Annotated in this window: 13 protein-coding genes; 6 read left to right on the forward strand and 7 right to left on the reverse strand. The window is 45.2% G+C overall.

Going from position 1 to position 13,950, the window contains the following annotated elements; all coding sequences use genetic code 11:
• Window positions 1-144 precede the first annotated feature (144 nt).
• From hemG to ACED42_RS07245, 3 genes are read right to left on the reverse strand one after another with little or no spacing between them, the layout of a single operon-like run.
• On the reverse strand, window positions 145-672 hold the full coding sequence (hemG, locus tag ACED42_RS07235; RefSeq protein ID WP_269337150.1) for a menaquinone-dependent protoporphyrinogen IX dehydrogenase: 528 nt from the start codon (window positions 670-672) through the stop codon (window positions 145-147).
• Window positions 673-681: 9 nt separating this feature from the next.
• Complete coding sequence (locus tag ACED42_RS07240; RefSeq protein ID WP_009848169.1) at window positions 682-2,139, reverse strand: TrkH family potassium uptake protein; 1,458 nt, start codon at window positions 2,137-2,139, stop codon at window positions 682-684.
• Window positions 2,140-2,173: 34 nt separating this feature from the next.
• A complete protein-coding gene (locus ACED42_RS07245; protein WP_371702000.1) occupies window positions 2,174-2,797 on the reverse strand; it encodes a YigZ family protein in 624 nt (207 codons plus the stop codon).
• Window positions 2,798-3,024: 227 nt separating this feature from the next.
• Here ACED42_RS07245 and fadB point away from each other — a divergent pair, with 227 nt between their 5' ends.
• From fadB to ACED42_RS07260, 3 genes are all read left to right on the forward strand, one after another.
• On the forward strand, window positions 3,025-5,196 hold the full coding sequence (fadB, locus tag ACED42_RS07250) for a fatty acid oxidation complex subunit alpha FadB (RefSeq protein WP_371702002.1): 2,172 nt from the start codon (window positions 3,025-3,027) through the stop codon (window positions 5,194-5,196).
• A gap of 26 nt (window positions 5,197-5,222) precedes the next feature.
• The gene (gene fadA / locus ACED42_RS07255; protein WP_009848166.1) at window positions 5,223-6,386 is read left to right on the forward strand and encodes an acetyl-CoA C-acyltransferase FadA; all 1,164 of its coding nucleotides are present in this window, start codon (window positions 5,223-5,225) and stop codon (window positions 6,384-6,386) included.
• Window positions 6,387-6,629: 243 nt separating this feature from the next.
• Window positions 6,630-7,610, forward strand: coding sequence for an MDR family oxidoreductase (locus ACED42_RS07260; RefSeq protein WP_371702004.1), 981 nt, complete (start codon window positions 6,630-6,632; stop codon window positions 7,608-7,610).
• A gap of 103 nt (window positions 7,611-7,713) precedes the next feature.
• On the opposite strand, the gene ACED42_RS07265 is transcribed toward ACED42_RS07260, so the two are convergent.
• Both ACED42_RS07265 and ACED42_RS07270 read right to left on the reverse strand, forming a co-directional pair.
• Complete coding sequence (locus ACED42_RS07265; RefSeq protein ID WP_012602956.1) at window positions 7,714-8,655, reverse strand: LysR family transcriptional regulator; 942 nt, start codon at window positions 8,653-8,655, stop codon at window positions 7,714-7,716.
• Between the two features lie 156 nt (window positions 8,656-8,811).
• Window positions 8,812-8,997: a hypothetical protein gene (locus ACED42_RS07270; RefSeq protein WP_371702006.1), complete on the reverse strand. Its 186-nt coding sequence runs from the start codon at window positions 8,995-8,997 to the stop codon at window positions 8,812-8,814.
• Between the two features lie 149 nt (window positions 8,998-9,146).
• Here ACED42_RS07270 and tusA point away from each other — a divergent pair, with 149 nt between their 5' ends.
• Window positions 9,147-9,398, forward strand: a complete 252-nt coding sequence (tusA, locus tag ACED42_RS07275) for a sulfurtransferase TusA (protein WP_017055492.1) — start codon at window positions 9,147-9,149, stop codon at window positions 9,396-9,398.
• Window positions 9,399-9,481: 83 nt separating this feature from the next.
• Here the strand turns inward: tusA and ACED42_RS07280 are convergent, their stop codons facing one another.
• Window positions 9,482-9,736, reverse strand: coding sequence for a hypothetical protein (locus ACED42_RS07280; RefSeq protein ID WP_016767550.1), 255 nt, complete (start codon window positions 9,734-9,736; stop codon window positions 9,482-9,484).
• Window positions 9,737-9,887: 151 nt separating this feature from the next.
• Window positions 9,888-10,442 (reverse strand): TMEM165/GDT1 family protein, encoded by a 555-nt coding sequence (locus ACED42_RS07285; RefSeq protein ID WP_054548330.1) that lies wholly within the window; start codon window positions 10,440-10,442, stop codon window positions 9,888-9,890.
• 420 nt (window positions 10,443-10,862) lie between these two features.
• On the opposite strand from ACED42_RS07285, the gene glyQ reads away from it, so the two are divergent.
• Both glyQ and glyS read left to right on the forward strand, forming a co-directional pair.
• The gene (glyQ, locus tag ACED42_RS07290; protein ID WP_009848159.1) at window positions 10,863-11,777 is read left to right on the forward strand and encodes a glycine--tRNA ligase subunit alpha; all 915 of its coding nucleotides are present in this window, start codon (window positions 10,863-10,865) and stop codon (window positions 11,775-11,777) included.
• A 2-nt stretch (window positions 11,778-11,779) separates the two neighbouring features.
• Window positions 11,780-13,846 (forward strand): glycine--tRNA ligase subunit beta, encoded by a 2,067-nt coding sequence (gene glyS / locus ACED42_RS07295; RefSeq protein WP_371702009.1) that lies wholly within the window; start codon window positions 11,780-11,782, stop codon window positions 13,844-13,846.
• Window positions 13,847-13,950: the final 104 nt, after the last annotated feature.

The raw sequence follows: 13,950 nt of genomic DNA on the forward strand, positions 1-13,950 counted from the left end.
GGTTTCTTACGAAGCCATCCCGTGTCAGCGAGGTGGCATTATAGAGATTTCGATCACACTGGCAAGCCCTTTTTGAAGTTTTTCTCGTTTTTTTATTCATTCGATTAAAAAGAACTCAAAACGCCTCAAAAGTAGGCTTTTCTCTTACATCTCTTGTAGTTTCTTAGAGAATAAAGAGACTTTTTCCCAGTTTGTGTACTCAACTTCCTTGGTTGTATCCGTTTCTCCACCTGTCATATTCATAATGAATCGAATCATGGTTTTATCGAACCAGTTATAACGAGGATAATAGAGGGCTCCAGCAAACACACCGATCAAAGTGGGTTGCCACGGGGACTTAAGAAGGAACTTCTTAATATAGGCGCTACCTTCAGGAGTATCTTTGCCTTGGTCTTCTTTACGAGCCGTTAAGTTAACGCAAAAGAAAGCAACCTTATTTGATCGCAGCTGAGCAAGGTTGGCATCAATGAACTGATATAGCTTCTTATTGAGGTGCCCATAGCGAATAGATGCGCCAATCAAAACTCGGTCGTATTGAGCAAAGTCGACATTACCAATGGTGTGCAGATCTTGAAGCTCACATTCGAACTCATTCATTTCTTCTTTTATATAGTTCAAGATTTTCTTGGTCTGCCCTTCACGGCTTGAATACAAAAATAGAGCTTTTGCCACAATATGTCCTTAGCTACGCCAAAACGTAGGGGTCAATAAAATTAATAAGGTGAATATCTCTAAACGGCCAAACAGCATGGATACGATCAACACCCATTTAGCCTTGTCATTCACATCGCCGAAGTGCATTGCCACTTCACCTAAGCCTGGACCAAGGTTATTCAATGTTGCCGCTACAGCAGAGAAAGCACTCAGCTCATCCATCCCCGTAGCAATAAGAGCCAACATACAAACCACAAAAACCAATGCGTATGCAGAGAAGAAGCCCCAAACCGCATCAACGACACGTTGTGGTAGAGCCGAACCACCAACCTTGATGGTATAGACAGCACGCGGGTGGACAAGACGCTTCATTTCACGAGCACCCTGTAGAGTAAGTAGTAATATTCGAATGACTTTCATACCGCCACCCGTTGAACCTGCACACCCACCTATAAAAGAAGAGAACAGAAGCAGTACAGGTAAGAATAACGGCCATTCAGAAAAACCGGTGGTGGTGAAGCCTGCGGTTGTTGAAATTGATACTGTCTGGAACAACGCCTGATCGAAAGCATCATAATACGAATCGTAAGAGTGATGATTCAGTAGTAACAAGAAACAAACTAAGAACAGGACGACTTGAATAAAGATAAAAGCGCGGAACTCAGGATCTTTCCAGTAATACTTAGGATGCACACCACCTGAAGCAAATGCTGCAAAGTGCAGAGAATAGTTACACGCAGATATAAGAAGGAACACGACCGTAATCATATTGATAGCAGGGCTATTGAAATACCCCATACTCGCATCGTGAGTCGAGAAGCCACCAATCGCAATAGTTGAAAAGCTATGACTGATGGCATCAAAGAAACTCATGCCTGCAAGCCAAAACGCGACCGCACAAGCAATAGTTAAGCTTAAATAGATGTACCAGAGCGCTTTTGCCGTTTCAGCAATACGCGGAGTCATCTTGCTGTCTTTTACTGGACCCGGGATTTCAGCACGATATAGCTGCATACCACCGATACCCAGAACAGGAAGGATGGCTACCGCCAATACGATGATACCCATACCACCAAACCATTGCAGGAATTGGCGGTAAAATAGAATTGCTTTAGGTAAGTCATCGAGGCCAACAATTACGGTTGCACCTGTCGTTGTTAATGCAGAAAACGATTCGAAAAAGGCATCAGTAACGGAAACGCTCGGATTATCCGCGATCAAAAACGGCAGCGCACCAGCACTGCCGATTACCGTCCAGAACAACACCACAATGAGAAAGCCATCTCGCGCCTTCAATTCATGTTTATAGCGTCGGTTTGGAAACCAGCAAGTTGCTCCAAAAAATAATAGAACAAAGAAAGTCGTCACAAATGGCACACCCGCACCATCTCGATAGATCAGTGCGACGAGCGCAGGTGCGAGCATTGATACACTAAAAAGTGCTAATAATAATCCGACGATTCGAATAATTGAGCGAAATTGCATGAGCTATTGAACGAAGCGAAATGCTTCACACTTCCTAGTTGTCTTTGACTTTCGTTACCAGTGCCTTAGCACCGCTTTTATTGATCATGGTTTGGGTAAACGAATCTACCTGAAGGAGCTCTATTTCAATAATAAGCTCAACTTGCACACCATAATCCGCTTGGACTTCAACAGCCTGATGCTGAGCCATAATGGATTGCGCAATTGGCACAAAGCCATAGTCTAACTCTAGCCGTAATTTTGTGGTTATTTTTTTCTCGATAGTTTGAAGCAGCTTGAGAGCTTGTTGCACTCCACCACCGTAAGCCTTTACTAGGCCACCCGTTCCAAGCTTGATTCCGCCAGAATAACGAGTAACAACAGCTGTCAGTTCACCAACACCAGAACCAGACAGTTGCGCCAAGATAGGCTTACCCGCAGTACCAGATGGCTCTCCATCGTCACTAAAGCCCCATTGCATTGAGTCTTCAGGTCGCCCTACAGCAAAGCCCCAACAATTATGTCGCGCTGATGAATGCTCTTTTTTTACCTGTTCTACGAACTGTTTAGCAGCTTCTACACTTGGAGTATGAGCAAGATGAGTAATGAAGACGCTCTTCTTGATCTCTTCTTCAAACAGAGCCGACGCTGACGGTATTAAATAGGGCAGTTCATTCATATCGTTAACTTAATTAATAAGAGCGGCGAAGTGTATCACGCGTGAATAATAAGGGTTAGAGGATCTGTGCTATCGCACAATGTTAAACAATTGTTTAAAAAATGTATTGAAATTCACCAAGCAGAGGTACAGACTAGAACAACTGGTCTTACCAGGTATTCTACAATAATAGAAAGATAACAAGATTCTCTCAAACAATCGTGGATTGTATGTCATGGAGATAGACAATGATTTACCAAGCTAACACCTTACAGGTAAAGGAATTACAAGATGGTATTGCAGAACTTAGCTTCTGTGCTCCGGCCTCTGTAAACAAACTCGACCTTGCTACTTTAGAATCACTAGATAAAGCGTTAGATGCTCTTAATGCTCACGCTGGATTACGTGGTTTAATCTTAACTTCAAACAAAGACGCGTTCATCGTAGGCGCAGACATCACTGAATTTCTTGGCCTATTTGCTAAGCCAGAAGCAGAACTTGATGAATGGTTAAGATTCGCTAATTCAATTTTCAGCAAGCTCGAAGACCTTCCTGTCCCAACTCTTTCAATGATGCGTGGCCATGCCCTTGGCGGCGGCTGTGAATGTGTACTCGCTACCGATTTCCGTATCGGTGACAAGACCACCAGCATAGGCCTACCAGAAACCAAACTTGGCATCATGCCTGGCTTTGGTGGTTGTGTACGTCTGCCACGTGTTATCGGTGCTGACAGTGCAATGGAAATTATCACGCAAGGCAAAGCATACCGTGCAGATGAAGCACTTAAAGTTGGCTTGTTAGATGCGATTGTTGAAACAGACCAACTATTAGAATCAGCGATTAACACTGTTTCTCTAGCAGCCAATGAAAAACTCGATTGGCAGCTACGTCGTAAACAAAAAACATCAGCGCTTTCACTAAGCAAACTAGAAGCGATGATGAGCTTTACCATGGCTAAGGGCTTAGTGGCTCAAAAAGCAGGGCCTCATTACCCAGCACCAATCACTTCGGTGATTGCTATCGAAGAAGCAGCACGTAGCGATCGTGATGCTGCATTGGATATAGAGCGTAAACACTTCGTTAAGCTAGCAAAATCTGAAGAAGCGAAAGCATTGGTCGGCTTATTCCTTAATGACCAATACATCAAAGGCCTAGCGAAACAAGCTGGTAAGTCTGCGAATAAGGCAACTGAACGCGCAGCGGTGCTTGGTGCTGGCATCATGGGTGGCGGTATTGCTTACCAGTCAGCATTGAAAGGCGTGCCAGTGATGATGAAAGACATCGCACAAGCATCGCTTGATCTTGGTATGAACGAAGCTTCTAAGTTGTTGAATAAACGCTTATCACGCGGTCGCCTCGATGGATTCAAGATGGCAGGCATTCTGTCTTCTATTACTCCAAGCCTGCATTATGCAGGTGTTGAGCAATCAGATGTGATTGTGGAAGCGGTTGTAGAGAATCCTAAAGTAAAAGCAGCGGTACTGAGCGAAGTGGAAGGTTTGGTTGGTGAAGACACGGTTCTAACATCAAATACCTCAACAATTCCGATTAACCTGTTAGCGAAATCTTTGAAGCGCCCAGAGAACTTCTGTGGCATGCACTTCTTTAACCCAGTACACCGCATGCCTTTGGTTGAGATAATCCGTGGCGAGCATACTTCAGAAGAAACCATTAATCGCGTGGTTGCTTACGCAGCGAAGATGGGTAAATCTCCTATCGTTGTTAACGACTGCCCAGGCTTCTTCGTTAACCGTGTACTTTTCCCTTACTTTGGCGGTTTCAGCATGTTGCTACGTGATGGTGCTGACTTCACGAAGATCGATAAAGTCATGGAGCGTAAGTTCGGTTGGCCAATGGGCCCTGCTTACTTGCTAGACGTTGTAGGTTTAGACACAGCACACCATGCACAAGCAGTAATGGCGCAAGGTTTCCCAGAACGTATGGGTAAAGAAGGTCGTGATGCAATTGACGCACTTTACGTCGCTGAAAAATACGGCCAGAAGAACGGCAGCGGTTTCTACACATACAGCGTAGACAAACGTGGTCGCCCGAAGAAAACCTTCTCTGAAGACATTCTTCCTATTTTGGCTGACGTATGCCAACAGCCACAAGACTTTGATGACCAGACAATTATCCAACGTGTGATGATTCCTATGATCAACGAAGTGGTGCTTTGTTTAGAAGAAGGCATCATCGCGACACCGCAAGAAGCGGATATGGCACTGGTTTACGGTTTAGGCTTCCCTCCATTCAGAGGCGGCGTATTCCGCTACTTAGACAGTGTGGGTATTGGTAACTTCGTTGAAATGGCGAAGAGCTACCAAGACTTAGGTGCAATGTACCAAGTTCCTCAACTATTGCTTGATATGGCAGCGAAAGGCGAAAGCTTTTACGACGGCCAACAAGCCAGTTCTCTGTAACCCACATTTGGAAAAGGAATAGCAAAATGAATAATGTAGTTGTTGTTGATTGCCTTCGTACCCCAATGGGACGTTCCAAAGGTGGAGCTTTCCGTCACACTCGTGCTGAAGATCTATCGGCACATTTGATGAAAGGCATTTTAGAGCGCAACCCAGAAGTAAACCCTGTCGAAATTGAAGACATTTACTGGGGTTGTGTACAACAAACGCTAGAGCAAGGCTTCAACGTGGCTCGTAACGCCGCTTTGCTTGCTGGCCTACCGATTGAGATTGGTGCGGTAACGGTCAACCGTTTATGTGGTTCATCTATGCAAGCTTTGCATGATGCAACTCGCTCTATCATGGTTGGCGATGCTGAAATCTGCCTGATCGGTGGTGTCGAACACATGGGTCACGTACCAATGAACCATGGTGTTGATTTTCACCCTGGCATGTCTAAACACGTAGCGAAAGCTGCCGGTATGATGGGCCTAACCGCTGAGATGCTAGGCAAAATGCACGGTATTAGCCGTGAAGACCAAGATGCCTTCGCCGCTCGTTCACATGCTAGAGCACAAGCAGCAACAGTAGAAGGTCGTTTCAAGAACGAAATCCTACCAACCGAAGCTCACGCAGCAGACGGTTCACTGTTCACTCTGGATTACGACGAAGTCATTCGTCCAGAAACTACGGTTGAAGGCTTGTCTCAACTTCGCCCAGTATTCGACCCAGCAAACGGAACGGTAACAGCAGGTACTTCATCAGCACTGTCTGATGGTGCATCGGCAATGCTGATCATGAGCGAAGAGAAAGCCAACGCACTTGGCCTGAAGATTCGCGCTCGCGTGAAGTCGATGGCTATCGCTGGCTGCGATCCTTCAATCATGGGTTACGGCCCGGTACCAGCAACTCAAAAAGCACTGAAACGTGCAGGCCTAACCATCGAAGATATGGGTGTGATCGAGCTAAACGAAGCGTTTGCTGCTCAATCTCTTCCATGTGCTAAAGATCTCGGTCTATTGGATGTAGTTGACGAGAAAGTTAACCTTAACGGCGGTGCGATTGCTCTTGGTCACCCACTAGGCTGTTCTGGTTCTCGTATCTCGACGACGCTAATCAACCTGATGGAAGCGCAAGACGTGAAATACGGCTTGGCGACCATGTGTATTGGTTTAGGCCAAGGTATTGCAACGGTATTTGAACGCCCATAGCGATCACTGGTTGTAATACTTGTAGGGTAATCTTTTGTGCAGCTATATTTATATAGCTGCACTTTTTATTACTTGGCATCCAACAATGCATCGATTGCGTTCAGCGAACTCAGCGAGAGAAAAGCCAACACTGACATCTATGCACAAAACGCATATATTCAATGTTGATGTTTCATTATTTTTTCTCGGATGATTCAACTAAAGTTACTTCAGTTTCCTAATATTCCTCCTACGGAGCAGATCATGTTTAAAGCACTTGTACTAAACCAAGAAGACAAAAAAACTATCGCATCAGTTTATCAAATTGATGAGTCTCAATTACCAGAAGGTAACGTGAAGGTTGATGTGAGCTACTCTTCTTTGAACTACAAAGATGGTTTGGCGATAACAGGTAAAGGGCGCATTGTTCGCAACTTCCCTATGGTTCCTGGTATCGACCTTTCTGGTGTGGTTTCACAATCTGATGACCCGCGCTACAAAGCAGGCGACGAAGTTGTTCTGACGGGTTGGGGTGTTGGTGAAGGCCACTGGGGCGGTATGGCTGAGAAAGCGAGCCTAAATGGTGACTGGTTAGTGCCAATGCCTGCAGGTCTAGATGCGAAGAAAGTCATGGCGATTGGTACAGCTGGTTTCACAGCAATGCTTTGTGTGCAAGCTATCGTAGATGCAGGCATCAAACCAGAAGACGGTGAAATCCTAGTAACGGGTGCAAGTGGCGGCGTAGGTAGCGTATCTATCACTCTACTAAACCAACTGGGCTACAAAGTGGCAGCAGTGACTGGCCGTGCTTCTGTAAACGGTGAGCTACTTAAATCACTAGGCGCGACACGCATTGTAGAACGTGCAGAACTAGAAGAACCGGCGAAACCACTTGAGAAACAACTGTGGGCTGGTGCTATCGATACAGTAGGTAGCAAAGTACTTGCTAAAGTACTGGCGCAAATTGATTACAACGGCGCGGTTGCAATGTGTGGTCTAGCAGGCGGTTTTGACTTACCAACCACGGTAATGCCATTCATTCTACGTAACGTTCGCCTACAAGGTGTGGATTCAGTAATGTGTCCTCGTGAGAAACGTATTAAAGCGTGGGAACAACTGGCTGAATTACTGCCTGAGTCTTTCTACGGCCAAGCGACTAAAGAAGTGTCTTTAGATGGCGCAATTCAAGCTGCAGAAGACATCACTAACGGTCAAATCACTGGTCGCGTAGTTATTAAACTGTAATTGCGAATTAAACTTCCGTAACCCAGAATAACAAAGGGCTGATAGTAATCAGCCCTTTTGCGTTTTTGTTATTCGGGTCAAGTGAGCCCAGACTCAGTCCTAGTTAACCCAAACCGACATCCGCAATTCGTTTTTGAATCAACTCACCACACTCCTCTTTTACCACCCTTCTCAACCATTGTTGCGAGGCAGAAGAATCGCAGCGCGAGTGCCAGATCAATGAGTAATCAAACGGCATAAACTCGAATGGCAGCGGTTTAACGACTAAGTCATAACGCTCAGCCACCAAGTAAGCTAAATCAGCAGGCACTGTGATCACCAACGGCATTCTATCTACAATCGCCAATGCGGCTTCAAGGTGATAAGCACGCAGCACCATTTTTCGTGGTTGTTGATTGGCTAAGGCATTGTCTAGTAAAGCCTTAACACCATCACTGATCGCAATCATCGCGTGCGGGAGTGATACATAGTCTTCAAGGCTTAAAGGCTTATCGGCTAATGGGTGATTCTTAGACAACAGACACGACACACCGACCGGCCCCAATACCTCTTGATGAAGTGGTGCAATGCTGCCACTCGGGCGACAAATCGCCATATCCACACGTTCGGTGCTGAGTTGTTTAAACAAATGCTCATGCTGCAACGGAGCAAACTCCAAAGATATATTTGGTGCTTGCTCATAAATCTTAGGCAACGCATAAGGCAAGATGGTTTGCATCGCGTAGTCAGTAGTCGCAATTAAAAAACGCTCACTGCAATAGTAAGGATCGAAATCACTCGGACTAAGCAACTGACGGAATGATTCTAAAGGCTGATCAATGCGCTGGCTGATCTCGAGAGCTTTCTTGGTGGGAATAAGGTGCTGACCTTGGCGTGTAAACAGGGGATCGTTGAGTAGTTCTCTTAAGCGGCCTAATACTCGGCTGGTTGCCGATTGGCTTAGGTTAAGACGAAGCGCGGCTTGACTAACACTGCCCTCTTCAATCAATACCTTTAAGGCGACCAGTAAATTCAGGTCTCTACGATAGATGTCTTCTAATTCCACGCCACTTACCTAGCTGTATACAATTATCATTGGTCACTAAGTTGTTTATAGCATGCTTTAGATAAAAAAAATCCCGCAATTACGCGGGGAAGCCCAAGAAAATCTGGGGATAGTGTCGGAATGTTGTCGTATTGGAATTTGCTTGCTGTATTCGGGTTAGTTCTCTTGCTCCTCGGCTATGCCTTGCCAACGGCGCATCTCTACCCAAATACCAATAATCGTTGCTACTATGCCAAAAATTGGCATTAAAGAGGTCTCTGTCGATGAGCGTAGTACTAACGCGCAAAAAGAAATAAAACAGAGAACTGAATAAATTGTTAATCTATCTAATCCTGTCAACATCGCCACTCCTTAGCTAGTTGCCTTTGTTTCAATTTGTTATCAACTTGTTAACTAAGTTATAGGAAATGATTCTGTTTGCCAAGCACTTATTGCATATTTTTTCTGCAGACGTATTATTCACTCGTTAGATAGAAATAGAGATACAAACCATGACATTCAAACCTGAACTGGCAACCCATACTTTAGAAGCTGAAGGCCTACGTTGCCCAGAGCCAGTAATGATGGTCAGGAAGACAATTAGAAACATGCAGGATGGCGATGTGTTACTGGTAAAAGCTGACGACCCTTCGACAACTCGCGATATTCCGAGCTTTTGTCGTTTTATGGATCATCAGTTAGTCGGCCAAGCGACTGAAGCTTTGCCTTACCAATATTTGATAAGAAAAGGGTTGGAGGCATAAGCCTCACCTAAATATCAAGCATCAAAAAAGCCGCTCGTACCTTATGTTCTTCAACAGAACTCAGAGTACGAGCGGCTTTTTGTTTATTCGTTTCTAGATTTATTTTGCAGATGCTCAAGCTGATGCTGAATTTCTCGGATATCTTTTCGCATAGGAATAATATGCGCGACCCGAATCCAAGCTTCTACCGCAAGCGCAGTCATGATGATGGCACCCGCGACCATTGGCAGCCACATATCCGTCAACACCATGCCTAGTAGTGTAAGTGCAAGACCAAAGGTAAATAGATAACTTTGGCTTTGTGGAGTAATACCCATATAACGCGTCAACATAATCATGCCCTCGTGTTCTTAACTCACAAGGTTAAAATATCATGACAAGTATGACAGTTACATGTCCATTCGCTCGATAAACCCCACAATACTGTAAGAGTATGACCTACAACACATTACTCCACTGGTTGAGTATAATAAAACTCAATACTACCGCTTAATAGAAAGCCGCTGCGATAGCCAAACCTACGAATAACAAGGCCGTGATCTTGCGAATCAGATCAAGAGGCATCTTGTCTGCCGATAACTTACCAATGATCACTACAGGTACATTCGCCAGCAACATTCCGATCGTTGTGCCAAGAATTACCCACGTTAATGCATCCGAATATTGAGCCCCTAGAATGGAGGTCGCTATCTGGGTCTTATCACCAATTTCAGCAATGAAGAAAGCGATAAAACTGGCGACAAACGGCCCTCGGTTCGAGATCTGCTCATCGTCGTCTAATTTATCCGGAATGAGAATCCAACCTGCCATCGCAATGAAACTGACCACCAGCACCCACTTAAGTACTTCAGGAGATAAATAATCGGCGATCACAACACCTAACCACGCAGCAAGGGCATGGTTGGCAATAGTGGCAAAGAAAATAGCCGCAATGATAGGTAACGGTTTTCGATATCGACTGGCTAATAAAAGGGATAGCAACTGAGTCTTATCACCGATCTCGGCTAAGGCGACAGTTGTAATTGAAATTGCTAAAACGCTCACGACATGCTCATTTGGGACGGAGATTATTATATTTAACCAAAGACAAACCTCGCGCCCCATCCCGGTTCACGATGCTTGTCTAAGGTCTTGCTAAGCGCCACCAAGGTGGTGGTTGCCTCGAACGCCATGATGATTTTGCATCAATTATGTTGACGAACGAACTCATTCAATAGGATATGAATAAGCAAGCTACTCCCCAAAGACTGCGAGATTTTAATCACCCGCGCTTTCAAACACAAGTGTCAAAGTTATCAAAATATCTACTTGTACCGAAAAACAAACATTAAAGGCAAAAAAATCCACTAAACGACATTTTAGACCACTAATTAAACAAGATTACCCCTACTCGCTTTACCAATATCTCGGTATACTCAGAGGTTATTTTTATCATTCATTTAAAAGAATCGCGCGAACCTGACTATGCAAAAATACGATATCAAAACCTTCCAGGGAATGATCCTCGCGCTGCAGGATTACTGGGCACAAAACGGTTGTACCATTGTTCAACCACTAGATATGGAAGTAGGTGCTGGCACCTCTCACCCAATGACATGTCTACGTGCACTTGGCCCAGAGCCAATGTCTACGGCATACGTTCAACCTTCTCGTCGTCCGACCGATGGTCGTTACGGTGAAAACCCGAACCGCCTGCAGCACTACTATCAATTCCAAGTAGCTCTAAAACCTTCTCCAGATAACATCCAGGAGTTGTACTTAGGCTCACTTGAAGTTCTTGGTGTCGACCCACTTGTTCACGATATTCGTTTCGTAGAAGACAACTGGGAAAACCCAACGCTAGGCGCATGGGGTCTTGGTTGGGAAGTGTGGCTAAACGGTATGGAAGTGACTCAATTCACTTACTTCCAACAAGTTGGCGGTCTTGAGTGTAAGCCTGTTACGGGTGAAATCACTTACGGTATCGAACGTCTAGCAATGTACATCCAAGAAGTAGACTCTGTTTACGACCTTGTATGGAACGTAGCACCAGACGGTTCTAACGTGACTTACGGTGACATCTTCCACCAAAACGAAGTCGAGCAATCAACATACAACTTCGAGCACGCAGACGTAGATTTCCTATTCACTTTCTTCGACCAGTGCGAAAAAGAGTGTAAAGAGCTACTTGAGCTTGAGAAGCCACTGCCGCTTCCTGCTTACGAGCGCATTCTAAAAGCAGGTCATGCATTCAACATTCTTGATGCGCGCAAAGCTATCTCTGTAACAGAGCGTCAACGTTACATCCTTCGTATCCGCAACCTGACTAAAGCTGTTGCAGAGGCGTACTACGCGTCACGTGAAGCGCTTGGCTTCCCAATGTGTAAGAAGGATAAATAATCATGGCGAAGAATTTTCTAATTGAACTAGGTACGGAAGAGCTTCCACCAACAGCACTTCGTTCTCTAGCAGAAGCCTTTGCTTCTAACTTTGAAGCGGGTCTTAAAACGGCTGAGCTTTCTCACGAAGGCATCAAGTGGTACGCAGCACCTCGTCGTCTAGCACTTAAAGTGACTGCACTGGCTGAAGGCCAAGCAGACAAAGTGGTTGAGAAGCGCGGTCCTGCAATTTCTGTCGCATTCGATGCCGAAGGCAACGCGACTAAAGCTGCACAAGGTTGGGCTCGTGGTAACGGTATTACTGTTGAGCAAGCTGACCGCCTGAAAACAGACAAAGGCGAGTGGCTTCTTTTCAAACAAGAAGTGGCTGGCAAACCTGTTCAAGAATTGGTGATGGACATCGCTGCGAAAGCTCTCGCTGGCCTACCAATACCTAAAGCAATGCGCTGGGGTAACTCAGACATTCAATTTATCCGTCCAGTGAAAACACTGACAGTACTACTAGGTGATGAGCTTGTTGAAGGCAAAATCCTAGGCGTAGCTTCTGCTCGTACTATCCGTGGCCACCGTTTCATGGGCGAACAAGAGTTCACTATCGACTCTGCTGACCAATACCCTGCGATCTTAGAAGAGCGCGGTAAAGTAATGGCAGATTACGATGCGCGTAAAGCGATCATCCTTGCTGATGCTAAAAAAGCAGCTGACGCAGTTGGTGGTATTGCTGACCTAGAAGATGACCTTGTTGAAGAAGTTACCTCTTTGGTTGAATGGCCTGTGGTGCTTACTGCTAAGTTTGAGCAAGAGTTCCTAAAAGTGCCTTCTGAAGCTTTGGTTTACACCATGAAAGGCGACCAGAAGTACTTCCCAGTGTATGACGCTGATAAGAACCTTCTGCCAAACTTCATCTTCGTTTCGAACATCGAGTCTAAAGAGCCTCGTCACGTTATCGAAGGTAACGAGAAGGTTGTACGTCCACGTCTTGCTGATGCTGAGTTCTTCTTCAATACAGACCGTAAGCGTCCGCTTATCGACCGTCTTGCTGAACTAGACCAAGCTATCTTCCAGAAGCAATTAGGTACTATCAAAGACAAAACCGATCGCATCACAGAGCTTGCTGGCTACATTGCTGAGCAAATCGATGCTGACGTTGAAAAATCTAAGCGTGCAGGCCTATTGGCTAAGTGTGACCTAATGACATCTATGGTATTCGAATTTACGGATACTCAAGGTGTGATGGGCATGCACTACGCGACTCACGATGGTGAAGACGATCAAGTAGCACTAGCACTTTACGAGCAGTACATGCCTCGTTTCGCGGGTGACACACTACCAAGCACTGGTATTTCATCTGCAGTCGCAATGGCAGACAAGCTAGACACTATCGTAGGTATCTTCGGTATTGGCCAAGCTCCAAAAGGTTCTGACCCATTCGCTCTACGTCGTGCATCACTAGGTGTGCTACGTATCATCGTTGAAAACGGCTACAACCTAGACCTAACCGATCTAATCGGTAAAGCGAAAGAGCTACTAGGCGACAAGCTAACTAACGACAATGTTGAAGCTGACGTTATCGACTTCATGCTAGGTCGTTTCCGCGCATGGTACCAAGATGCTGGTTTCAGCGTTGATATCATCCAAGCGGTACTAGCACGTCGTCCAACTAAGCCAGCTGACTTTGACCAACGTGTTAAAGCGGTTTCTCACTTCCGTGAACTGGAAGCAGCAGAAGCACTAGCAGCAGCGAACAAGCGTGTAGGTAACATCCTTGCTAAATTCGATGGCGAGCTACCTGCTGAAATCGATCTTGCTCTTCTTCAAGAAGACGCAGAGAAAGCACTGGCTGAAAACGTTGAAGTAATGACAGAAGCATTAGAACCAGCATTCGCAACAGGCAACTACCAAGAAGCCCTAAGCAAGCTTGCTGATCTACGTGAACCTGTTGATGCATTCTTCGATAACGTAATGGTTATGGCTGATGACGAAACGCTTAAGAAGAACCGTCTAACGCTACTGAACAACCTACGTAACCTGTTCCTACAGATTGCTGATATTTCTTTACTACAGAAGTAAAACCAATTTGGAATAAATATTAAGGGGGAAGCTTTGGCTTCTCCCTTTTTTTTATCCAAAGCTAGTGTAAGCTCTATCTGGTTGAATATTATTGTAGATAGGGA

Source organism: Vibrio sp. FF145, from assembly GCF_041439075.1.
GTDB lineage: Bacteria > Pseudomonadota > Gammaproteobacteria > Enterobacterales > Vibrionaceae > Vibrio > Vibrio tasmaniensis_A.